Source organism: Streptomyces lincolnensis (assembly GCF_001685355.1).
Taxonomy (GTDB): Bacteria; Actinomycetota; Actinomycetes; order Streptomycetales; family Streptomycetaceae; genus Streptomyces; species Streptomyces lincolnensis.
The window spans coordinates 4,783,443-4,807,187 of record NZ_CP016438.1; the positions used below are offsets into that span (position 1 = coordinate 4,783,443).

Here is a 23,745-nt window from a genome sequence, read left to right on the forward strand (position 1 = left end):
ATTGTTCGGCGGCGTCCTACTCTCCCACAGGGTCCCCCCTGCAGTACCATCGGCGCTGTAAGGCTTAGCTTCCGGGTTCGGAATGTAACCGGGCGTTTCCCTCACGCTAAAACCACCGAAACACTATGAAACTGTACAGCCGCACCGTATGTAGCCAATACGGGGCCGTTCGTGGTTTCAGAACCAACACAGTGGACGCGAGCAACTGAGGACAAGCCCTCGGCCTATTAGTACCGGTCAGCTCCACCCATTACTGGGCTTCCACATCCGGCCTATCAACCCAGTCGTCTACTGGGAGCCTTAACCCCTCAAAGGGGGTGGGAATACTCATCTCGAAGCAGGCTTCCCGCTTAGATGCTTTCAGCGGTTATCCCTCCCGAACGTAGCCAACCAGCCATGCCCTTGGCAGGACAACTGGCACACCAGAGGTTCGTCCGTCCCGGTCCTCTCGTACTAGGGACAGCCCTTCTCAATATTCCTACGCGCGCAGCGGATAGGGACCGAACTGTCTCACGACGTTCTAAACCCAGCTCGCGTACCGCTTTAATGGGCGAACAGCCCAACCCTTGGGACCGACTCCAGCCCCAGGATGCGACGAGCCGACATCGAGGTGCCAAACCATCCCGTCGATATGGACTCTTGGGGAAGATCAGCCTGTTATCCCCGGGGTACCTTTTATCCGTTGAGCGACGGCGCTTCCACAAGCCACCGCCGGATCACTAGTCCCGACTTTCGTCCCTGCTCGACCCGTCGGTCTCACAGTCAAGCTCCCTTGTGCACTTACACTCAACACCTGATTGCCAACCAGGCTGAGGGAACCTTTGGGCGCCTCCGTTACTCTTTAGGAGGCAACCGCCCCAGTTAAACTACCCATCAGACACTGTCCCTGATCCGGATCACGGACCCAGGTTAGACATCCAGCACGACCAGACTGGTATTTCAACGACGACTCCCCCTGAACTGGCGTCCAGAGTTCACAGTCTCCCAGCTATCCTACACAAGCCGAACCGAACACCAATATCAAACTGTAGTAAAGGTCCCGGGGTCTTTCCGTCCTGCTGCGCGAAACGAGCATCTTTACTCGTAGTGCAATTTCACCGGGCCTATGGTTGAGACAGTCGAGAAGTCGTTACGCCATTCGTGCAGGTCGGAACTTACCCGACAAGGAATTTCGCTACCTTAGGATGGTTATAGTTACCACCGCCGTTTACTGGCGCTTAAGTTCTCAGCTTCGCCCAACCGAAGTTGGACTAACCGGTCCCCTTAACGTTCCAGCACCGGGCAGGCGTCAGTCCGTATACATCGCCTTACGGCTTCGCACGGACCTGTGTTTTTAGTAAACAGTCGCTTCTCGCTGGTCTCTGCGGCCACCCCCAGCTCACCGTGTAAAACGGATCACCAGTGATGGCCCCCCTTCTCCCGAAGTTACGGGGGCATTTTGCCGAGTTCCTTAACCATAGTTCACCCGAACGCCTCGGTATTCTCTACCTGACCACCTGAGTCGGTTTAGGGTACGGGCCGCCATGAAACTCGCTAGAGGCTTTTCTCGACAGCATAGGATCATCCACTTCACCACAATCGGCTCGGCATCAGGTCTCAGACTCATGCCAGGCGGATTTACCTACCTGACGTCCTACACCCTTACCCCGGGACAACCACCGCCCGGGATGGACTACCTTCCTGCGTCACCCCATCACTCACCTACTACCACCGTGGTTCGGCGGCTCCACCACTTTCCATTCCCCGAAGGGTCCGGAACGGCTTCACGGCCTTAGCATAAATGGGTTCGATGTTAGACGCTTCACAGCGGGTACCGGAATATCAACCGGTTATCCATCGACTACGCCTGTCGGCCTCGCCTTAGGTCCCGACTTACCCTGGGCAGATCAGCTTGACCCAGGAACCCTTAGTCAATCGGCGCACACGTTTCTCACGTGTGTATCGCTACTCATGCCTGCATTCTCACTCGTCAACCGTCCACAACTCGCTTCCGCGGCTGCTTCACCCGGCAGACGACGCTCCCCTACCCATCCCAACGGGCGTTGGCCCTCATGCTGGAATGACACGACTTCGGCGGTACGCTTGAGCCCCGCTACATTGTCGGCGCGGAATCACTAGACCAGTGAGCTATTACGCACTCTTTCAAGGATGGCTGCTTCTAAGCCAACCTCCTGGTTGTCTGTGCGACTCCACATCCTTTCCCACTTAGCGTACGCTTAGGGGCCTTAGTCGATGCTCTGGGCTGTTTCCCTCTCGACCATGGAGCTTATCCCCCACAGTCTCACTGCCGCGCTCTCACTTACCGGCATTCGGAGTTTGGCTAAGGTCAGTAACCCGGTAGGGCCCATCGCCTATCCAGTGCTCTACCTCCGGCAAGAAACACACGACGCTGCACCTAAATGCATTTCGGGGAGAACCAGCTATCACGGAGTTTGATTGGCCTTTCACCCCTAACCACAGGTCATCCCCCAGGTTTTCAACCCTGGTGGGTTCGGTCCTCCACGAAGTCTTACCTCCGCTTCAACCTGCCCATGGCTAGATCACTCCGCTTCGGGTCTTGAGCGCGCTACTATACCGCCCTATTCGGACTCGCTTTCGCTACGGCTTCCCCACCCGGGTTAACCTCGCAACACACCGCAAACTCGCAGGCTCATTCTTCAAAAGGCACGCAGTCACGACTGCATGTGCAAGCACATACAGCGACGCTCCCACGGCTTGTAGGCACACGGTTTCAGGTACTATTTCACTCCGCTCCCGCGGTACTTTTCACCATTCCCTCACGGTACTATCCGCTATCGGTCACCAGGGAATATTTAGGCTTAGCGGGTGGTCCCGCCAGATTCACACGGGATTTCTCGGGCCCCGTGCTACTTGGGTGTCTCTCAAACGAGCCGCTGATGTTTCGACTACGGGGGTCTTACCCTCTACGCCGGACCTTTCGCATGTCCTTCGCCTACATCAACGGTTTCTGACTCGTCCTGTCGCCGGCAGACGACAGAAGAGAGATCCCACAACCCCGCATACGCAACCCCTGCCGGGTCTCACACGTATACGGTTTGGCCTCATCCGGTTTCGCTCGCCACTACTCCCGGAATCACGGTTGTTTTCTCTTCCTGCGGGTACTGAGATGTTTCACTTCCCCGCGTTCCCTCCACATACCCTATGTGTTCAGGTATGGGTGACAGCCCATGACGACTGCCGGGTTTCCCCATTCGGAAACCCCCGGATCAAAGCCTGGTTGACGACTCCCCGGGGACTATCGTGGCCTCCCACGTCCTTCATCGGTTCCTGGTGCCAAGGCATCCACCGTGCGCCCTTAAAAACTTGGCCACAGATGCTCGCGTCCACTGTGCAGTTCTCAAACAACGACCAGCCACCCACCACCCCGCCCTCCCGGGCGAGTTCACTGGGGCCGGCACCCGAAGACAGGACCTTACGGCCGTGCCCTCAGACACCCAACAGCGTGCCCGGCACCCCCGCCACTCGTGATCAGCTTTCCACGCTCCGAAGAGCAGTACTTGCAGCCCGAGATGACTGAGAGTGCCGAATAATCAACGTTCCACCCATGAGCAACCAGCACCGGACGTACGCCGATGTTCTGGCCTCTGACCTGATCCCGAAGGATCCGGTAAGAAGTGCTCCTTAGAAAGGAGGTGATCCAGCCGCACCTTCCGGTACGGCTACCTTGTTACGACTTCGTCCCAATCGCCAGTCCCACCTTCGACAGCTCCCTCCCCACAAGGGGGTTGGGCCACCGGCTTCGGGTGTTACCGACTTTCGTGACGTGACGGGCGGTGTGTACAAGGCCCGGGAACGTATTCACCGCAGCAATGCTGATCTGCGATTACTAGCAACTCCGACTTCATGGGGTCGAGTTGCAGACCCCAATCCGAACTGAGACCGGCTTTTTGAGATTCGCTCCACCTCACGGTATCGCAGCTCATTGTACCGGCCATTGTAGCACGTGTGCAGCCCAAGACATAAGGGGCATGATGACTTGACGTCGTCCCCACCTTCCTCCGAGTTGACCCCGGCGGTCTCCTGTGAGTCCCCAACCTCCCGAAGGAGTTGCTGGCAACACAGGACAAGGGTTGCGCTCGTTGCGGGACTTAACCCAACATCTCACGACACGAGCTGACGACAGCCATGCACCACCTGTACACCGACCACAAGGGGGCGACCATCTCTGGCCGTTTCCGGTGTATGTCAAGCCTTGGTAAGGTTCTTCGCGTTGCGTCGAATTAAGCCACATGCTCCGCTGCTTGTGCGGGCCCCCGTCAATTCCTTTGAGTTTTAGCCTTGCGGCCGTACTCCCCAGGCGGGGAACTTAATGCGTTAGCTGCGGCACCGACGACGTGGAATGTCGCCAACACCTAGTTCCCACCGTTTACGGCGTGGACTACCAGGGTATCTAATCCTGTTCGCTCCCCACGCTTTCGCTCCTCAGCGTCAGTAATGGCCCAGAGATCCGCCTTCGCCACCGGTGTTCCTCCTGATATCTGCGCATTTCACCGCTACACCAGGAATTCCGATCTCCCCTACCACACTCTAGCTAGCCCGTATCGAATGCAGACCCGGGGTTAAGCCCCGGGCTTTCACACCCGACGTGACAAGCCGCCTACGAGCTCTTTACGCCCAATAATTCCGGACAACGCTTGCGCCCTACGTATTACCGCGGCTGCTGGCACGTAGTTAGCCGGCGCTTCTTCTGCAGGTACCGTCACTTTCGCTTCTTCCCTGCTGAAAGAGGTTTACAACCCGAAGGCCGTCATCCCTCACGCGGCGTCGCTGCATCAGGCTTTCGCCCATTGTGCAATATTCCCCACTGCTGCCTCCCGTAGGAGTCTGGGCCGTGTCTCAGTCCCAGTGTGGCCGGTCGCCCTCTCAGGCCGGCTACCCGTCGTCGCCTTGGTGAGCCATTACCTCACCAACAAGCTGATAGGCCGCGGGCTCATCCTTCACCGCCGGAGCTTTCAACCACCACAGATGCCCATGGTGGTGGTATCCGGTATTAGACCCCGTTTCCAGGGCTTGTCCCAGAGTGAAGGGCAGATTGCCCACGTGTTACTCACCCGTTCGCCACTAATCCCCACCGAAGTGGTTCATCGTTCGACTTGCATGTGTTAAGCACGCCGCCAGCGTTCGTCCTGAGCCAGGATCAAACTCTCCGTGAATGTTTACCCGTAATCGGGTGCACACATCACGAGAGCGGAACCACCGGCGGAATAAGCCGATGGTTCACAGCGTCCTCGCTGTGTTTTCTTCAAAGGAACCTCATCTTCGGCCGTGATGGCCGGAGACGGGGTATCAACATATCTGGCGTTGATTTTTGGCACGCTGTTGAGTTCTCAAGGAACGGACGCTTCCTTTGTACTCACCCTCGCGGGCTTTCCTCCGGGCTTCCCTTCGGTCTTGCGTTTCCGACTCTATCAGACCGTTTTCCGATCCGATTTCCTCGGTGCTTTCAAGGTTCCCGCTCTCGCGTTTCCCTTTCCGGCGTTTCCGACTCTATCAGATCCTTTCGGGCCTGACTCCCAGTCAGAGGGGGGCTGCCTTCCCGGCTGTTGGGCCGTTCCGACGTCTCAAACCTTAGCGGACTCTGTCGGCTGGTCTCAAATCGAGGTGCCGACCCCAAATCGAATTGAATTCGGGCACGCCGAATTCAACCCGGCTGGGAGATCATGCTTGTGGTGTGAGGTGCCGCTACTGCGGCAGAGGTGCTGCCGCAGAACCGTTACGGCTCCGTGGCAACCCGAAGAACTCTACGGATCGAGCAGGTGGCTGTCAAGCACCGCCTGTCAAGATCTTTTCTCGCGGCCTCAGTCCAGGTCGCTGAGACGGCCGCCGGCGTCCGGCTGCGCGTCCTCCACCCTACGCAGGAGGCGGGTGAGGAGCTCACCGAGGGCCGTGCGCTCGTCCGGGGAGAGGTCCTGGAGCAGGTCCTCCTCGAAGACGGACGCGAGGCGCATCGCCTCCAGCCACTTCTCGCGGCCCTCGCCGGTCAGCTCGACGATCACGCGGACACGGTTGGACTCGTCGCGCTCCCGGGTGACCAGTCCCTCCGTGACCATGCGGTCGATGCGGTGGGTCATCGCGGCCGGGGTCAGACCGAGCCGCTTGGCGAGCTCGCTGGGGCCCAGGCGGTACGGGGCGCCGGAGAGGACGAGGGCCTTGAGTACCTCCCACTCGGCGTTGCTGATGCCGAGCGCGGAGGTCTGGCGGCCGTAAGCGACGTTCATCCGGCGGTTGAGGCGGGACAGGGCCGAGACGATCTTCTCGACCTGGGGGTCGAGGTCCTGGAACTCGCGCTGGTAGGCGGCGATCTGCTCTTCGAGGGTCGGCTCGCCGCCGATGCCCATGCCTGTGTTGCCGGGGGTGTCACCCATGGGCCGAAGTATCGCATGGGGCTGCTTGGCGTTGAAGTTCTTCTAGGTGTACTGTTTAGCTTCGAACTTTAGCTTTGAAGTCTTCGGTTCTAAGTACTGAGGCACTCCAACTATCTGAGAGAGGTGAACGTGACCAGGGCGATGGGCGCAGCGATGCGCCGGATCCACGTGGGTAACGCACTCAGCGCGTTCGGGCTCGGTTTCACCGTCCCCTACCTGTACGTCTACGTGGCGCAGGTGCGGGGGCTGGGGGCCGTGACGGCGGGGCTCGTCCTCGCCGTCTTCGCCGTGGCGGCGCTGACCGTGCTGCCGTTCGCCGGGCGGGCCATCGTCCGGCGCGGCCCGCTTCCGGTGCTGCTCACCGCCCTGGTCACGGCCGCCGTCGGAGCGCTGAGCCTGGGACTCGCGGGCACGGCGGCCACCGTATTGCTGTCGGCGGCCGCTCTGGGCGCCGGGCAGGCCGTGATGCAGCCGGCGCTGGCGACGATGATCGTGGACTGCTCCACGGCCGACACGCGCTCGCGTGCCTTCGCCATGCAGTTCTTTCTCCAGAACCTCGGGCTCGGTGTGGGCGGCCTCATTGGCGGGCATCTCGTCGACACGTCGAGCACCGCGTCCTTCACCGTGCTGTTCGCGATCGAGGCGGCGATGTTCCTGCTGCTGGCCGTGGTGATGACGACGGTGCGGATGCCGCACTCGCCTCGTGTCGAGGGTGCGCCCCCGTCCGCCAAGGGCAGCTGGAAGCAGCTCCTCGGCAACCGGGCCATGGTCCAGCTGTCCGTCCTGGGGTTCGTGCTGTTCTTCGCCTGTTACGGACAGTTCGAGTCGGGGCTGAGTGCGTACGGGGTGGAGGCCGCAGGGATCTCCACGTCCACGCTGGGGACGGCGCTGGCCGCCAACACCGCGATGATCGTGGTCGCGCAGTTCGCCGTGCTGCGGTTCGTGGAGCGGCGGAAGCGGTCCCGGGTGATCGCGGCCGTCGGCCTGATCTGGGCCGTGGCCTGGCTCATGGCCGGGTACGCGGGGCTCGGGCACGGGAGCCAGGAGATGGCGACGGCCGCGTTCGTCTCGACGTACGCGCTGTTCGGACTGGGTGAGGCGATGCTGTCCCCGACGGTCGCCCCGCTGGTCGCCGATCTGGCACCGGAGGGCATGGCGGGCCAGTACAACTCGGCCTTCGCCCTGGTGAAGCAGTTGGCGCTGGCGGTCGGCCCGGCGGTGGGCGGTCCCATGGGGGCGTCACTGCACGCGCCGTACATCGTGACGTTCCTGCTGTTCTCGCTGGGCATCAGCGTCCTCGCCCTGCGCCTGGGCCGGCACCTCACCGCCGTACAGAACCAGCCGTCGCTGCGGAAGAGCCGGGTGGTGGCCCAGGGCGGAGCACAGCAGGAGTCGGTCACCGCCTGACGGCGGCCCGGCTCAGGGGGCTTTGGGCAGGGCGAACTCGCACCAGACCGCCTTGCCGCCTCCGGGGGTCCTGCGGGATCCCCAGTTCGAGGCGATCGTCGCCACTATGGCGATGCCCCGGCCCGACTCGTCTCCCGCTTCCGCGCGGCGGCGCCGGGGCAGGTGGTCGTCGCCGTCCGTGACCTCGACGATCAGGCGGCGGTCGGTGCGGCGCAGGCGCAGGCGCATGGGTGGAGTGCCGTGCTGGAGCGAGTTGGCGACCAGTTCACTCACCGCCAGGACCCCCAGGTCGTGCAGCTCCGCCGGGAACCGCCAGCTGGTCAGCACGCCGGAGGCGAAGGCACGCGCGCGTGGGGCCGCTTCCACGCCGCCGAGGAGTTCCAGAGCGGCGTTGCGGAAGAGGTCGCTGTCGGGGCCGGTGCGGGCCGGGTGCTGGAGGACCAGGACCGCCACGTCGTCGTCGTGCTCCGCCGTCACGCCGGCCGCGCGGACCAGGCGGTCGCAGACCACCTGGGGGGTGCCGGTCGCTCCGGAGAGGGCGCGTTCCAGGGAGGCGATGCCTTCGTCCAGGTCCTCGTTCCGGCGTTCGACCAGGCCGTCGGTGTAGAGCACGGCCGTGGAGCCGGGGGTGAGCGGGATCGAGCCCGAGGCGTGCATCCAGCCGCCGGTGCCCAGGGGCGGGCCGGTGGGTTCGTCGGCGCGCTGGACCGCGCCGCTCTCGTCGCGGACGAGGATCGGCAGGTGGCCGGCCGAGGCGTAGATCAGCCGGCCCTCGTTCGGGTCGTGGATGGCGTAGACGCAGGTGGCGATCTGGTTGGCGTCGATCTCCATGGCCAGGCCGTCGAGGAGTTGGAGGACCTCGTGCGGGGGGAGGTCGAGGCGGGCGTAGGCCCTGACCGCCGTGCGGAGTTGGCCCATGACGGCCGCGGCGCGGACGCCGCGTCCCATCACGTCGCCGATGACCAGGGCCGTACGGCCGCCGCCGAGGGTGATGACGTCGTACCAGTCGCCGCCGACCGCGGCTTCCGTGCCGCCGGGGTGGTAGGTCGCCGCGACGCGGAGGTCGTCCGGTTCTTCGAGTTCCTGCGGGAGCAGGGACCGCTGGAGGGTGACCGCTGTCTCGCGCTGGCGGCGTTCGCTGGTCCTGAGGCGCTCGGCGGCCTCGGCGTGGTCGGTGACGTCGGTGGCGAAGATCAGGACTCCGCCGCCGCCCTCGGCCACCGGGGTGCAGGTGAAGGTGTAGGAGCGGCCGTCGGGGGCCTTGCGGGACTTGACCGTGCGGGGCTTGCCGCTGCGCAGGACCTGGTCGAGGAGGGGGAACAGGCCGAGTTCCTCGAACTCGGGGAGGGCATCGCGCGCGGGATGGCCGGTGGGACGGACGCCGAAGGCCGTCACATAGGCGTCGTTGACGTAGGCGAGGCGGTGGTCGGTGCCGTGGACGAGGGCGACGAGGGCCGGGACGCGGTCCAGGACCTCACGCACCGGGAGTTCGTCGACGGCGGGCGTGGAGGGCCCGGTGCCGTCGGTGAGCTGTTCGGCGCGGGCCGCGGGGACGGAGCCCGCGGCGTCCTCCCGCCGGTCGGTGGTGACCGGGTGGTCGGTCCGCGCTGCGGCGCGGCGCTGCGTTCCGGGGAGCCGGGCGCTCCAGCGCGTGAAGTTCACGAATCCTTGCCTCGTGTCGTCGTCTGCGGCGTGTTCCGCCGGCTCCGGGCCCGGTGGGGGGTCCGGGGGCCCCGGGATTGCAGCACGGTGGGGAGAGTCTCGTGGGTTCGAAGGGCGGGGTCGGGCCGTCCAAGGTCCGTCCAGGTCGGGGACCAGTCTGGCAGGGCGGCCTGCCGGGTCGACATCCGTCAGACGCCTACCTTGCGGCCGGAGTTCCTCGGTCCGGTCAGGACGACCCCTTCGGGTCGTCCGTCGGGTGGTGAGGAGGCTTTCCACCGGCCGCGAGTTCGAACTCCGCTCGGGGATGTTCGAGTGATCCGAGGGAGACGATCTCCCGTTTGAAGAGCCCGGACAGGGTCCATTCGGCCAGCACGCGGGCCTTGCGGTTGAAGGTGGGCACCCTGCTGAGGTGGTAGACGCGGTGCATGAACCAGGCAGGGTAGCCCTTCAGCCTGCGCCCGTAGACGTGGGCGACGCCCTTGTGGAGTCCGAGGGAGGCCACCGAGCCGACGTAGGCGTGCGAGTACGTCTGGAGGGGCTCGCCGCGCAGCGTGTGCGCGATGTTGTCGCCGAGGACCTTGGCCTGGCGGACGGCGTGCTGGGCGTTCGGCGCGCATTCCCTGCCGGGTTCCTCGGCGGTGACGTCGGGGACGGCGGCGGCGTCTCCCGCGGCCCACGCGTGCGGGGCGCCGTCCACGGCGAGTTCGGCCGTGCACTTCAGGCGGCCGCGCCCGGTCAGCGGCAGGTCGGTCGCGGCGAGGATGGGGTGCGGTTTGACGCCGGCCGTCCAGACGACCGTACGGGTGGGGAAGCGGGCGCCGTCGCTGAGGACGGCGACGCGGTCCGCGCAGGATTCCAGGCGGGTGTTCAGGCGCAGGTCGATGTTGCGGCGGCGCAGCTGGGTGACGGTGTAGCGGCCCATCTCCTCGCCGACCTCGGGCAGGATGCGGTCCGAGGCCTCGACGAGGATCCACTTCATGTCCTCGGGGCGGATGTTGTGGTAGTAGCGCGCGGTGTAGCGGGCCATGTCCTCCAGCTCGGCGAGCGCCTCGACTCCGGCGTAGCCGCCGCCGACGAAGACGAAGGTGAGGGCGGCGTCGCGGACGGCGGGGTCGCGGGTGGAGGAGGCGATGTCCATCTGCTCGATGACGTGGTTGCGCAGGCCGATGGCCTCCTCGACGGTCTTGAAGCCGATGCCGTGCTCGGCGAGACCGGGGACGGGCAGCGTGCGCGAGACCGAGCCGGGGGCGAGGACCAGTTCGTCGTAGACCAGTTGTTCGGAGCCGGTGCCCTCCTCCTCGGTGGCGAGCGTGGTGAGGGAGGCGGTGCGCTTGGCGTGGTCGATGGCGGTGGCCTCGCCGATGACGACCCGGCAGCGGTCCAGGACGCGGCGCAGCGGTACGACCACATGGCGCGGCGAGATGGAGCCGGCGGCCGCTTCGGGAAGGAACGGCTGATAGGTCATGTACGGGTCAGGACTGACGACCGTGATCTCGGCTTCGCCCCGGCTCAGTTCCTTCTTCAGCTTCCGCTGGAGACGCAGAGCCGTGTACATCCCGACGTAGCCGCCGCCGACAACGAGAATGCGCGCACGTTCCTTCACCATCCCATGACGCACCCGGCGCTTGCGTTTGTCCACAGCCCCGACAAATTGTGTGACCGCGTGCCGTCGGCGCGCCGAGTTGGCCGAATCCGCGGAGGGCGCGGAAGCCTCGCAGGTCAGATGGTGTGCGCCGGGTGATCCGAGGGGGTGCATTCAGGACGTATGCGTCGCGTACTCCGATCGGGGAACGCTCCGTGCGGAACGTGCCCCTTCTGAATTGACCCCCACTCAACTATGTTCGTGTGTCGACGGGGTGTAGGGGGATGCGCCTTCGGGTCCGCGACGGGTGGGTCCGGTAAGCGGCCTCTTCCGTTCGCTCCGGCTTTCGATGGCGGGGAGAGTCTCCGGGGGGAGACGTCATTACCGGGGGATCACTTATGCATGTTCAGGGCTCTCATTGGTCGTCCGCGTCCACCATCGCACCAGGTGGTGGGGCGTTGGGCGGCACGATGAGTTCGATGGGTTCAGCGATGAGCGGGGCGGCGGGCAACGGGCGCGACAGTTCGCGCACCACGCCGCTGCGCGTGGACGCACAGCGCAATCTGGAGCACGTACTGCGTGCGGCGCGCGAGGTCTTCGGCGAGCTGGGATACGGCGCGCCGATGGAGGACGTGGCGCGACGCGCGCGGGTCGGTGTCGGCACGGTGTACCGGCGCTTCCCGAGCAAGGACGTCCTGGTGCGTCGGATAGCCGAGGAGGAGACCTCCCGGCTGACCGACCAGGCACGTGCGGCGCTCGGTCAGGAGGACGAGCCGTGGTCGGCGCTGTCGCGCTTCCTGCGGACCTCGGTGGCCTCGGGCGCCGGGCGGCTGCTGCCGCCGCAGGTGCTGCGGGTCGGGGTGGCGGACGAGACCACCGGGTACGACGGCGCGCGGGTGCCCCATCAGCGGATGCAGCCGGGTTCCGGGGAGCTGCGGCTGGTGTCCGAGGAGGCTCCGGCGCTCTCCGCGGACGACGACTCGGGGGCGGCGGCGCTGCTGGAGGTCGTGGGCCAGCTCGTGGAGCGGGCGCGTACGGCGGGCGAGCTGCGGGCCGATGTGTCGGTGGCGGACGTCCTGCTGGTGATCGCCACGGCGGCGCCCTCGCTGCCGGACGCGGCGCAGCAGGCGGCGGCCTCGGCGCGGCTGCTGGACATCCTGCTGGAGGGGCTGCGGTCGCGGCCGTCGTGACGTCCGGTGTCTGACGGGTGCCCGACCGGTGCCTGTCCGGCGCCACTAACGGGTGACTGCGGGGTGTGGGTGCTGTGGCGCCCGCACCCCGTCCCGTGGGCCCGCACCCCGGTCGCATTCCGGACCTTTCGGGTGCCGCATCCAACTCCTGGCCAGGCAAGGCCCGTTGAGCCTTCCCCGTACGGGTGACGGTTAGTACTGCCCTGCGGGACAACCCCACGGACGAGTGGATGGTCCGCACCGACCGGTCCTGACCAAAAGCCAATATGGCACTCTGACCCGGTGTTCTGGACTGGTTGGGCCGGCGGCGGGGGCTTTCCGCGATGAGTTTTGACGGGCGGGACGGGCCACTCGGCGACGATGGCGCGGAGGCCGGTGGCACGCCACAGGTGCCGAACCAGGGGGGACGGTCCGGCGCACCGCAGGGCGAGCCGGTGGAGTCCGTCGGCATCCCGGCGCAGCCCGCAGAGCTCGTGGAACCGGCGGAGCCCGTGGAGGGCACCGTGCCGTCCCAGCGCGACCGGCGCGAGGACAGCGGTGTGCTGCCGCCGCCGCGGGAGCTGCCACCGCCCGACGCCGACCTCATCGCGCGGATGCGCGCGGGCGACGACTCCGCCTACGCGGAGCTCTACCGGCGCCACGCGGACGCGGTGCGCCGGTACGCCCGCACCTGCTGCCGCGACGGGCACACCGCGGACGACCTCACCGCCGAGGTCTTCGCCCGCATGCTCCAGGCGGTGCGCGGCGGCTCCGGCCCCGAGCACGCCGTACGCGCGTATCTGCTGACCACCGTCCGACGGGTCGCCGCGAGCTGGACGAAGTCCGCGAAGCGGGAGCAACTGGTCGACGACTTCGCGGTGTTCGCCTCGCAGGCCGCGCGGGTCTCCGAGGTGTCCGACAACGACACGTTGGACCTCGGCGCCGATGTGCGGGCGATGCACGAGGCCGAGCAGTCGATGGCCATGCAGGCCTTCCGGTCGCTGCCCGAGCGCTGGCAGGCCGTGCTGTGGCACACCGAGGTCGAGGACGAGTCGCCCAGTGACGTCGCCACGCTCTTCGGGCTGGACGCCAACGGCACCCGCGTGCTCGCCAGCCGCGCCCGCGAGGGCCTCAAGCAGGCCTACCTTCAGGCCCACGTCAGCGCCACCCTCGCCAGCGACGAGGAGTGCGCCCGCTACGCCGACCGGCTCGGCGCCTACGCCCGCGGCGGCCTGCGCACCCGGGCCGAACGGGGACTGCGCAAGCACCTGGAGGAGTGCGCCAAGTGCCGGCTGGCCGCGGGCCAGATCAAGGAAGTCGCCAGCGGTATCCCCACCGTCGTGCCGATCGCCGTCATCGGCTGGTTCGGTGCCGCCGGATACGCCAAGGCGGTCGGGCTCATCGCCGGCGGTGCCGGAGCGGGCGCGGCCGGTGCCGCCGGGGCGGCCGCCGCGGCGAGCGGCGGTTCGTCCGGCGGGGCGGGCGCCGGGGGCGCGGCGGCCTCCGAGGGGCTCGGCGCACCGGTGAAGGCGGGTATCGCGGCCGGTGTGGTGGCGGTCGCGACCGCCGCGGTGGCGCTCGCGCTGATGAACAACGACAGCCCGCCCAAGAAGCCGGACGCCAAACCGCCCGCGTCCGCGCCCGTGGTCGAGCCCGCCGAGAACCCACCCGCGCCCCCGAAGAAGCAGCCCGCGCCGAGACCCCCGGTGATCGCCCCCACGCCCACCCCGACTCCCACGCCGACCCCGACACCCACCCCCACACCGACGCCGACGCCTCCGCCCCCGGCTCCCAGCCCGAAGCCGACCCCCACGCCGAGCCCCACCCCCACCCCCACCCCCACACCGACCCCGACTCCCCCGCCCGTGCCGGCCGTCTACCAGTGGAGCCAGCTGTCGTACGACATCACCGGCGACGGCTCCGGGCCCGAGATGCGGATCGGCGAGAGCAGCTGGGTGTGGCAGCGGTACGGCGTGCCGATCGGCGGGAAGCGGTACGCCCACGGGGTGACCGTGCACGGACAGTCCTCCGTCACGATCGACCTCAACCGCACCTGCACGGCCTACGACGCGAAGGTCGGCGTCGACGACTCGATGCTCGGTCTCGGCAAGGTCTACTTCTCCGTCTACGCCGACGGGGTCCGGCTGTGGCGGTCGGGCCTGGTCCAGGGCGGTGACGCGGCGGTGCCGGTGCGGGTGAACCTCGCCGGGCGGGAGACCGTGCGGCTGGTGGTGGAGCCGCACAGCCCCTTCGACAAACTGGCACTCGCGGACTGGGCGGAGTCGAAGTTCGCCTGCTCCTAGCTCGCCTGCTCCTAGTTCGCCCGTTCCTGAGGCCGCTTCAGCCGTGCCTCAGAGGGCGCCCACGGCCTCGTCGAGTTCGGTGAGGGCGTCCTGCGGAGTGAGGGCCCGGCCCTTGGCGTGCTCCCTGCCGTGTCGGGCGGGGCCCAGGGCGGCGCGGGCGGTGGTCTCGGCGCGGGCCGCCCGCTCGCCGTCCGGTGTGAGGCGCGGATCGCCGGCGCGCCAGTGCTCCGCGGCGGCGAGCAGCCGGACCGCGCGCGGGTGGTCACCGAGATCGCAGAGCAGCGCGGCGGCGCCGTCCACGAGGCCCGCCACGACGGTCTCCGCGCACCTCTTGTGGATGGCGTCGCGGACGGTGTCCGCCAGCTGCGGCAGCCCGTGCTCCGGCCCCGCGTCGGCGACGGTCACCATGGCGGCGACGGCGTTCATCATGACCTCGAACTGGGGCGGCGGCGCATGCTGCGCGATCTCCGCGCGGACCGTCGCCAGCAGCTCGCGCGCGCCGGCCGTGTCCTTCTCGTCCAGGGCGATCTGGGCCCGCATCAGCAGGACGAACGCCCGGGTGTGCGAGACGCCGTAGCGCTCGCCGGCCACGCTCGCCTCGTCCAGGGCGATCAGCGCGGCCGGGCGGTCGCCCTCGCGGTAGGCGATCTCGGCGAGCCGGGCGAGGAGGAACGGCGTCTCACCGTTCGCGCCGACCTCGCGGGCGAGTCGCAGGGCCTCCTCGTACTCGTTCTTCGCCTCCGTCAGGCGGCTGCGCGCCATGGCCGCCTCGGCGGTCGCGCTGGCGACCTGGGCCCGCAGCCAGCGGTCGCCGGAACGCCGGCTGAGCACCCTCAGTTCCTCAAGGTCCTCGTCCACGCCCGCCAGGCCCCCCGCGGAGTCGACGACCATGTGCGTACGGAACATCAGGGACACGGCGATCGCCCAGTCGTCGCCGTGAGCGCGGCAGTTGGCGATGGCGGCGGCCATGAGGGGACGGGCGTCGGTCGGCCGGTCCAGCATGTACGTGGTGAACGGCCAGGCGAGGCCCGGCATCCGGGCCGCGTGCGGACCGCCGCGCGCGAAGTGGTCGCGGACCAGGACGACATACGCGCGCAGCCGGTCGTCGAGCGTCCCTTCCAGCGGCTCGACCTCGGTCTTGAGGAAGAGGTGCTGCATCCGGAGGTTCATCCGCAGGGCGTGCGACGGATGGTGCCGCTCGCCGTCCGGGGCGGCGAGGAAGGCGTCGACCGGGTCGAGGGCGGCCGTGGCGGGGAGGAGGCCGGCGGAGGCGTCCTGGGCGGCACCGAGGCGCAGTGCCTGGTCGGCCCACTCCGCGCCCTCGTGCTGGTAGTTGCGCAGCCACCAGAACCAGCCCATCGCGAGCACGAGGGCGCCGGCCTCGGTCTCGTCCCCGGCGGTGACCGCGCGCCGCAGGGCCGCACGGATGTTGTCCACCTCGGTCTCCAGGCGGGAGATCCAGGGAAGCTGCCCGGCGGAACGCAGCTGCGGATCCGCCTCCTCCACGAACGCCCGCACCCACGCGCGGTGCCGGCGCTCGGTCGCGGCGCGCGGCCCGGGGAGCTCCGCGGCGCGCTCGACGGCGTACTCGTGGATGGTCTCCAGCATGCGGTACCGCATGCCGTCGCCACCGCCCCGCGCGCAGGGGGCGGCCACGATCAGGGACTTGTCCACGAGCGCCCCGAGGAGGTCCGCGACGGGCCCGGTGCAGACGGCCTCGGCGGCGGCCAGGTCCCAGCCGCCCGCGAACACGGAGACCTCGCGCAGCACCGTGCGCTCCCGCTCTTCGAGCAGGTCCCAGGACCAGTCGACCACAGCGCGCAGGGTCTGCTGGCGGGGCAGGACCGTACGGCTTCCGGTGGTCAGGAGGCGGAAGCGGTCGTCCAGGCGATCGGCGATCTGCCGGGGCGTGAGCAGCCGCAGCCGGGCCGCCGCGAGTTCGATGGCGAGCGGCAGGCCGTCCAGGCGCCGGCAGATCTCGGCGACGGCCTCCTTGTCGCCGAGCACGGTGTCCGCGTCGGGGCGGACGGCGGCGGCGCGCTCGGCGAAGAGGCGGTGGGCCTGGTCGGGGAGGAGGGGCTCGACCGGGCGCACCGACTCGCCGGGGACGCCCAGGGGTTCGCGGCTGGTGGCGAGGATCCTGAGCCCCGGGCAGCGGGTGAGGAGTGTCTCGGCTAGGTGGGCCGCCGCTTCGATGACATGTTCGCAGTTGTCAAGGATCAGGAGCCGGCTGCGCGGGGCGCAGTACTCGACGAGCAGGGCGACCGGGTCGTCCTGCGGGGCCGTCAGCTCGGTGGTCATGAGCACGGTCTCGCGCAGACCGAGCGCGCTGACCACCGCGCCCGGCACCGCCTCCGGCCGGTCGAGCGGGGCGAGCTCGACCAGCCAGGCCTGCGGGAGCCCGGCGGCGGCTTCCTCGGCGAGGCGGGTCTTTCCCGAGCCGCCCGGTCCGGTGAGGGTGACGAGGCGGGCCCTGTGCACTTCGGAACGGATGGCGTCGAGTTCGGGTTCCCGGCCGACGAAAGTCGTCAGGCGGGGGCGGATGTTGCCGGTGGGGATGGAGGGTTCGTGGCGGGGCTCAGGCTCGGGGCGGGCCGGGTGCTCGGCGGGCCCGGGGTGCTCCGGACGCGGGGGGCGAGCGGGGTCGTGGGCCGGTGCCGGTTGGAGGAGTTCGGTGTGCAAGGTGCGGAGTTCGGGTCCCGGGTCGGTGCCGAGACCGTCGGCGAGGGCCCGGCGGGCGCGCTCGTAGGCGGCGAGGGCGTCGGCGGGGCGGCCGGTGTCGCGCAGGGCCCGGATGAGCAGGACGTGCAGCGGTTCGTCGTAGGGGTGTGCCGCGGTCAGGGCGGTCAGTTCCGGTACGGCTTCGTGGGCGCGGCCCAGGAGGAGGTCCGCCTCGATGCGGGCCCGGGTCGCCTCCCGGCGCAGGGCCTCGGGCCCGGCCGCGGCGGTGCGGTCGGGCAGGTCGGCGAGGGCGGGGCCGCGCCACAGGGCGAGGGCGTCGGCGAGGTCGCGGGCGGCGGCCCGGGCGTCGCCGCGGGCCAGGGCGGCGGTGCCGTGCCTGACCAGCCGCTCGAAGACGTGCAGGTCCACGTCGTCCGCGGTCGCCGCGAGCCGGTAGCCGCCGGGGACGGAGTCGATCACGTCCTTGCCGACGGTACGGCGGAGGCGGCCGACCAGTGCCTGGAGGGCGGCCGGGGCGTCCTGGGGCGGGGCGTCCGCCCAGACCTCGTCGATCAGGGTGCCGGGCGGGGTGACGCGGCCGGGGCGCAGGGCGAGCGCGGTGAGCAGCGCGCGGAGGCGGGGGCCGCCGACGGGTATGCCGGTGCCGTGGACGTCCTCCGCCTGGGTGATGCCCAGGATTCTGTACCGCACCGGGTCATTGTCGCCGGGGTGGCTGTGCGGGGCACGGTGTTTGTGGGGGCGGCCGTGTCGGCGACGGTCGGGGAGTCTGCCAGGGGTTCCACCGGGCGCCCACCGGGGGCTCCGCCCCCGGACCCCCACGGCCCTGAAGGGGCCTCGTCCTCAAACGCCGGACGGGCTGGAAGTACCTGGGCCGGTGCTCACACAGCGCCGCCCCCTGTGGGCGGGCGGGGGGGCACCTACGCCCGTCGCGCGGCCGCCCCCGCGCCCAGTGCCCCCCGCTGCGGGGTGATCCCCGCGGGGACCGCACGCGCGCGTGCCGGGGTTCCGGTCCAGCAGGTGCCCCGGCGGGCGAGGAGGCGTTGGAGCCAGATCTCTAGGGAGACGAGGTCGGCGAGGCCGTCGAGGGGGAGGGCCTCGCCCTCGGCCCCGGCACGCAGGGCCTTGCGGACGACGCGGGCCTCCACGAGACCGGCCTGGGCGAGCAGGGGATTGCCGAAGAGGGCCATCAGGGAGTCGGCGGCGACACGGAGACCCGTGCGGGCGGCCGCGGCCGAGGAGGCGTGGGAGGGGGCGCCCCAGCCGGGTGGGAGGTCGGCGACGCCGGCGCCCTCCAGGACCGTACGCAGGATGGCCGCACGGGCCCCTGGCTGGACCCTGAGAGCCTCCGGGAGGGTGCGGCAGGCGCGGACCACCTGGTTGTCGAGGAACGGGGCGTGCAGGCGCTGGAAGCGGATCTCGGCGGCCTGGTCCAGGACGCGCAGATCCGTCGCGCTGCGGGTGAGGGCCGCACGCGCGCGGAAGTCGCCGGGCCGCTGGCCGGGACCGACCCCGGAGCGGTGGGTCGCACCCTGCAGGCGAACCGATACTTCAGCAAGGGCCTCACCGGTGAGCCAGCGCGCCGCGGGTCCCGGTCTGCCCCAGGTGAGCGCGGCGAGAGACGCCCCCACAGCACCTCCGGGATCGTCGAAGCGGCGCTGCATGAGGCGGTCGGCGAGGACCTCCAGGCCGGTGCGGTACGGCGTACGGGCCAGGCGCCGCGCGGCGCCGTACACGCGCGCGGGGACGAGGACCGAGCCGTCCGCCCTGGTGAGGGCGGCGACCGGGCGGACCAGGTGGCGGCGCTTGCGGTCCATCAGCAGGTCGGCGAGGCGGGCCGGATGGGCGTCCAGGACCTGGCGGGCGCCGTAGCCGGTGAAGTGGTCCGCGCTGCCTGCCGCGAGGCGCGCGCGATGGCGGGCGGCCGTGACCAGGCTCTGGGCGGGTTCGTCGGTGAGCGGGCCGTCCAGTTCGGAGTACGGCAGCGTTTCCTCGCCGCCGGTGACCACCACGTGGTGCAGCCGCGGATTGGCCGCGAGGGTGCCCGCCCGCTCCAGCTCGGCCTCGCGGCCGCCGACGGCGAGGTCGTTGAACGTGACGGCCAGCAGCCGCTCCCCCGCGCCCGTGCCGTGGCCCAGGACGGTGCCCGGCATGCCCGGCAGGCCGGCGGCGAGCAGCGCGAGGGTGCCCGAGGCCGGGCCGCCGGACAGGTCCGCGCCGATGCCCGCGACCGGCATCCCGCGCGCGGCACGGCGTTCGGCGGGCCCCATGCCCGGGACGGGACCCGGGTCTATGTCGGCGCCGGGGACGTGACGGGGCGCGGACAGCCGCGCGCGGACCGCCTCCACCAGGGCGTCGCGTACGGCGTCCACCGCGCTGTCGGGGTCGGCCGAGGGGGCCGCCACCGCGAGGGAGGCGACCTGCTCGTAGCCGGCGATCTCACGCGCCCCGGCGCGCAGGATCAGCGCGTGCCCCGGCGGAATGCGCCGTACGCCGTCGTAGGGCGTGGAGTCGTACACCGCGGCCGGGACGTCGGGGGCGGCGAGGAGCGCGGCGAGATGGCCGTAGTCGAGGTTGGCCTCGATGAGGTCGGCGAGGGGCAGCGCGGCCGTCGCGTAGGCGGTGCCGCCGCTCCAGGGGGTGTAGAACACGGGCCGCGCGCCCGCCAGATCACCGCAGACAGTGATGCGGCGCCCGACCTGGACGACGGCCGTGTAGCTGCCCGGCCAGGCGGTCAGGTGCCGTAGTGCGCCGCCGCGCGCGGCGAACAGCCCGACCCGCAACTGCTCGTCCGTCGCCCCGCAGATGCCGAGGACGGCGATCCGGGTCTGGGCGTCGGCCTTCACCACCCGCACCTCGTCCGGGCGCCAGTCGCCGACCGCCCACAGCGGATCGGGATCGCCCCACAGGAGATGGGACCCCACCGGGTGCAGGGTCTCGCCGTCGTGTCCCACCGCCCCCGCGGAGCCGATCTCGGGGGCCCCCGCGGCGGTGCTGCTCCATCCCACCAACCACCGCATCGCCGCCTCCACAGGCTGTGGACAACCAGTGCACCGTACGAACTCGGCACCATGCTGCCATGAAGGACGGTGCGCCGGAGGGGCGGCGGAGCCGCTTGTGCTCCCCGGAACGCGCCCCGGCGGATACTCCCACAGCGACTCCGGAATCCGCCGTACCGACGGTCCAGGGGCTGTGGACAAGGGAGTTGACGATGTGTCGGCCGGACGGCTGCGACGCGAATGCGCCCCCGAAACGCTCCCCAAAAACGCCCCGCGCGCCCTCAAGTACCGTGGTGGGAGGGCTGATCGCCCGCTCCGGGCAGGGTCGATTTTTGGCCAAATCGGCGTCAAGAGAGCGGCGTCGAGCACACTCCGTACATGCTCCGCCCACCGCCCGGGCGTCGCGCAGCCCGGGGGACGCGGCACGCCCCCCGGGCCCGTCCGCCGCCCGCGGGGATATGAGGCGGCGGTGTCCCCCAGCCCACTGGATCCAGTACAGCGGGCCGACCCACGCACGGCCCATGGAACCGCTCCCGCGATGGCCGGAGAAGAGCGCACGCGCAGGCGCACGGCCACACAGCGGGAGCACGACGCAACTGCGCGTATCGGACCCGCACTTCAGTACGGACCACAATCCCGCCATCCGGAACAATGCCTCTTAACGCTTGGGATGCGGCGAACTACGCTGGGTTTACGAATGCCGCGTGGTTATGCCAGCGCGGCAGCCGTCTGTGTCGAGGGGTGGCGCAATGTCCAGGGAGCAACGCGGGCCGAACGAAAAACTCGGCGCCGTTCTCGCCCTCGCGGGAATCAGCAACGCAGGACTCGCGCGACGCGTCAACGATCTTGGCGCTCAACGCGGGTTGACTCTTCGCTACGACAAGACCTCGGTGGCGCGCTGGGTCTCCAAGGGCATGGTGCCGCAGGGCGCCGCGCCGCACCTCATCGCCGCCGCCATAGGGCAGAAGCTCGGCCGCCCGGTGCCGCTCCACGAGATCGGCCTGGCGGACGCGGATCCCGCACCCGAGGTGGGCCTCGCCTTCCCCAGGGACGTCGGACAGGCGGTGAAGTCGGCGACGGAGCTCTACCGTCTCGACCTCGCGGGCCGCCGGGCCGGCTCCGGAGGCATCTGGCAGTCACTGGCCGGATCGTTCGCAGTAAGCGCGTACGCAACGCCGGCCTCACGATGGCTGATAACCCCGGCCGACAGCTCGGTCGCGCGCGAGGTGAGCCCCGCCGAAGCCTCCGGCGCACCGCTCAAAGTCGGCCACAGCGATGTGCAGAAGCTGCGCGAGGCCGCCGAGGACGCCCGGCGGTGGGACTCCAAGTACGGCGGCGGCGACTGGCGCTCCTCGATGGTGCCCGAGTGCCTGCGGGTGGAGGCGGCCCCGCTGCTGCTCGGCTCCTACTCCGACGAGGTCGGCAGAGCCCTCTTCGGCGCGAGTGCCGAGCTCACCCGCCTGGCCGGCTGGATGGCCTTCGACACCGGCCAGCAGGAAGCCGCCCAGCGCTACTACATCCAGGCCCTGCGCCTGGCCCGCGCGGCGGCGGACGTGCCCCTCGGGGGCTACGTCCTGGCCTCCATGTCCCTCCAGGCGACCTACCGCGGCTTCGGCGACGAGGGCGTCGACCTCGCCCAGGCCGCGCTGGAACGCAACCGGGGCCTGGCCACCGCCCGCACCATGAGCTTCTTCCGCCTGGTCGAGGCCCGCGCCCACGCGCGCGCGGGTGACGCCCAGGCCGCCGGCGCGGCCCTCAAGGCCGCCGAGGGCTGGCTGGAGCGCTCCCGCGAGGGCGACCCCGACCCGTCCTGGCTCGGCTTCTACTCCTACGACCGCTTCGCCGCCGACGCCGCGGAGTGCTACCGCGACCTGAAGGCACCGCGCCAGGTACGCCGCTTCACGGAGCAGGCCCTCTCGAAGCCGACGGAGGAGTTCGTACGCTCGCACGGCCTGCGACTCGTCGTCTCCGCGGTCGCCGAGCTGGAGTCGGGCAATCTCGATGCGGCGTGCGAGCAGGGCGTGCGGGCGGTGGAGGTCGCGGGGCGCATCTCCTCGGCCCGCACCACCGAGTACGTGAAGGATCTCCTCCACCGGCTGGAGCCGTACGGCGACGAGCCGCGGGTGGTGGAGCTGCGGGAGAGGGCGCGTCCCTTACTGATGGCGCCGGCGTAGGCGCATGCCTGCCCCCCGCCCCAGTACTGCCGTGCCCTGCGTTTGAAGTGACTGTCAGTGGCGCAGTGCACTATCGAGGGTGGGAGGTGATGCAGGTGCGGCCGGGGATCGCGTACGACTGCGACGTGCTGGTGATCGGTGGGGGAATCGTCGGGCTGTCGACGGCGTATGCGATCACGCGCGCCGTACCGGGGACGCGGGTCACCGTGCTGGAGAAGGAGCCGGGGCCGGCCCGGCACCAGACGGGGCGCAACAGCGGTGTCATCCACAGCGGGATCTACTACCGCCCGGGCTCCCTCAAGGCGCGCTACGCCGTGAAGGGCGCCGCCGAGATGGTGAAGTTCTGCGCGGAGTACGACATCCCGCACGCCGTCACCGGCAAGCTGATCGTCGCGACCGAGCGGGACGAGCTCCCCCGCCTGCACGCACTCGTGCAGCGCGGCCGGGAGAACGGCATACCGGTACGAGAACTGGGCGCGCCCCAGATAGCCGACTACGAACCCGAGGTCAAAGGTCTCGCCGCCATACACGTCGGGACGACCGGGGTGTGCGACTTCGTCGGCGTCGCCCGGCATCTCGGCGAGGCATCCGGGGCGCAGATCCGCTACGGCGCGGAGGTCGTCCGCATCGACCGCCGCACCGACCTGGGCGTCGCCGTCCTCACCGGGACCGGCGACATCGTCCGCTCACGTGTCCTCGTCAACTGTGCCGGCCTGTACTGCGACGAGATCGCCCGGATGACCGGCGACGACCCCGGCATGCGGATCGTCCCCTTCCGCGGCGAGTACTACGAGCTCGCCCGGCCCGAGCTGGTCCGCGGCCTGGTGTATCCCGTCCCCGACCCGGCGTTCCCCTTCCTCGGCGTCCACCTCACCCGCGGTATCGACGGCGGCGTCCACATCGGCCCCAACGCCGTCCCCGCCCTGGCCCGCGAGGGCTACGACTGGAGCGTCCTCCGCCCCCGCGAACTCGCCTCGACGCTCTCCTGGCCCGGTTCCTGGCGCATAGCCCGCCGCCACTGGCGCTACGGCGCCGGCGAGCTACGCCGATCCGTCTCCAAGGCCGCCTTCACCACGGCGGTCCGGCGACTCCTGCCCCCGGTCCAGGAGACCGACCTGATCCCCACGTCCGCGGGCGTCCGCGCCCAGGCCGTCCTCCGCGACGGCACCCTCGTGGACGACTTCCTCATCCGCGAGACGGATCGCGCGGTCCATGTCCTGAACGCGCCCTCCCCTGCGGCGACGGCATCCCTCCCGATCGGCCGGGAAGTGGCACGGCGGGCTCTGGCGGCGCTGGGGGCGGTGTAGTAGGGGCGGTGCGCCTCATGGGGTGCGGTGTGAGGTCGTTTTGCGGCTGCGGGTTCGTTGTGGCTGGTCGCGCAGTT

Annotated in this window: 10 protein-coding genes and 3 rRNA genes; 5 read left to right on the forward strand and 8 right to left on the reverse strand. The window is 69.5% G+C overall.

From position 1 onward, the window contains the following. Positions 1-3 precede the first annotated feature (3 nt). The 4 genes from rrf to SLINC_RS21230 all read right to left on the reverse strand — a co-directional run bounded on the left by rrf (position 4) and on the right by SLINC_RS21230 (position 6,386). A 5S ribosomal RNA gene (rrf, locus tag SLINC_RS21210) occupies positions 4-120 on the reverse strand. An 87-nt stretch (positions 121-207) separates the two neighbouring features. Further along, positions 208-3,330, reverse strand: a 23S ribosomal RNA gene (locus SLINC_RS21215). 316 nt (positions 3,331-3,646) lie between these two features. Continuing rightward, positions 3,647-5,174: ribosomal RNA gene (locus SLINC_RS21220) — 16S ribosomal RNA — on the reverse strand. Together the 16S, 23S and 5S rRNA genes form the textbook arrangement of a ribosomal RNA operon. Before the next feature lie 645 nt (positions 5,175-5,819). Continuing rightward, entirely contained in the window at positions 5,820-6,386 is a 567-nt protein-coding gene (locus tag SLINC_RS21230; protein ID WP_067435432.1) for a MarR family winged helix-turn-helix transcriptional regulator, read from the reverse strand. A 141-nt stretch (positions 6,387-6,527) separates the two neighbouring features. On the opposite strand from SLINC_RS21230, the gene SLINC_RS21235 reads away from it, so the two are divergent. Then, positions 6,528-7,793, forward strand: a complete 1,266-nt coding sequence (locus SLINC_RS21235) for an MFS transporter (RefSeq protein WP_067435435.1) — start codon at positions 6,528-6,530, stop codon at positions 7,791-7,793. Positions 7,794-7,805: 12 nt separating this feature from the next. Here the strand turns inward: SLINC_RS21235 and SLINC_RS21240 are convergent, their stop codons facing one another. Both SLINC_RS21240 and SLINC_RS21245 read right to left on the reverse strand, forming a co-directional pair. Further along, positions 7,806-9,455 carry an ATP-binding SpoIIE family protein phosphatase gene (locus tag SLINC_RS21240; RefSeq protein ID WP_067435438.1) on the reverse strand — a complete coding sequence of 550 codons (1,650 nt, stop codon included), beginning with the start codon at positions 9,453-9,455 and terminating at the stop codon, positions 7,806-7,808. Positions 9,456-9,681: 226 nt separating this feature from the next. Continuing rightward, entirely contained in the window at positions 9,682-11,061 is a 1,380-nt protein-coding gene (locus SLINC_RS21245) for an NAD(P)/FAD-dependent oxidoreductase (RefSeq protein ID WP_067435442.1), read from the reverse strand. A gap of 374 nt (positions 11,062-11,435) precedes the next feature. On the opposite strand from SLINC_RS21245, the gene SLINC_RS21250 reads away from it, so the two are divergent. Continuing rightward, positions 11,436-12,227 carry a TetR/AcrR family transcriptional regulator gene (locus SLINC_RS21250; RefSeq protein WP_067435445.1) on the forward strand — a complete coding sequence of 264 codons (792 nt, stop codon included), beginning with the start codon at positions 11,436-11,438 and terminating at the stop codon, positions 12,225-12,227. Between the two features lie 323 nt (positions 12,228-12,550). Then, the gene (locus tag SLINC_RS21255; protein WP_067435448.1) at positions 12,551-14,509 is read left to right on the forward strand and encodes a sigma-70 family RNA polymerase sigma factor; all 1,959 of its coding nucleotides are present in this window, start codon (positions 12,551-12,553) and stop codon (positions 14,507-14,509) included. Between the two features lie 48 nt (positions 14,510-14,557). On the opposite strand, the gene SLINC_RS21260 is transcribed toward SLINC_RS21255, so the two are convergent. After that, complete coding sequence (locus tag SLINC_RS21260; protein WP_182449198.1) at positions 14,558-17,881, reverse strand: AfsR/SARP family transcriptional regulator; 3,324 nt, start codon at positions 17,879-17,881, stop codon at positions 14,558-14,560. Between the two features lie 227 nt (positions 17,882-18,108). Beyond that, positions 18,109-20,208, reverse strand: coding sequence for an asparagine synthase-related protein (locus SLINC_RS21265; RefSeq protein ID WP_067435451.1), 2,100 nt, complete (start codon positions 20,206-20,208; stop codon positions 18,109-18,111). A gap of 728 nt (positions 20,209-20,936) precedes the next feature. Between SLINC_RS21265 and SLINC_RS21270 the strand changes: the two genes are divergently transcribed. Both SLINC_RS21270 and lhgO read left to right on the forward strand, forming a co-directional pair. Then, positions 20,937-22,361, forward strand: coding sequence for an MFS transporter (locus tag SLINC_RS21270; protein ID WP_067435454.1), 1,425 nt, complete (start codon positions 20,937-20,939; stop codon positions 22,359-22,361). A gap of 89 nt (positions 22,362-22,450) precedes the next feature. Next, positions 22,451-23,668 carry an L-2-hydroxyglutarate oxidase gene (lhgO, locus tag SLINC_RS21275; RefSeq protein WP_067435457.1) on the forward strand — a complete coding sequence of 406 codons (1,218 nt, stop codon included), beginning with the start codon at positions 22,451-22,453 and terminating at the stop codon, positions 23,666-23,668. The last annotated feature ends 77 nt before the right edge of the window (positions 23,669-23,745 follow it).

Coding starts and splice junctions, on each gene's coding strand:
- SLINC_RS21230 (WP_067435432.1), bottom strand. CDS start 6,386: ATGGGTGACACCCCCGGCAACACAGGCATGGGCATCGGCGGCGAGCCG.
- SLINC_RS21235 (WP_067435435.1), top strand. CDS start 6,528: ATGGGCGCAGCGATGCGCCGGATCCACGTGGGTAACGCACTCAGCGCG.
- SLINC_RS21245 (WP_067435442.1), bottom strand. CDS start 11,061: ATGGTGAAGGAACGTGCGCGCATTCTCGTTGTCGGCGGCGGCTACGTC.
- SLINC_RS21250 (WP_067435445.1), top strand. CDS start 11,436: ATGCATGTTCAGGGCTCTCATTGGTCGTCCGCGTCCACCATCGCACCA.
- SLINC_RS21255 (WP_067435448.1), top strand. CDS start 12,551: ATGAGTTTTGACGGGCGGGACGGGCCACTCGGCGACGATGGCGCGGAG.
- SLINC_RS21265 (WP_067435451.1), bottom strand. CDS start 20,208: ATGCGGTGGTTGGTGGGATGGAGCAGCACCGCCGCGGGGGCCCCCGAG.
- SLINC_RS21270 (WP_067435454.1), top strand. CDS start 20,937: ATGTCCAGGGAGCAACGCGGGCCGAACGAAAAACTCGGCGCCGTTCTC.
- lhgO (WP_067435457.1), top strand. CDS start 22,451: ATGCAGGTGCGGCCGGGGATCGCGTACGACTGCGACGTGCTGGTGATC.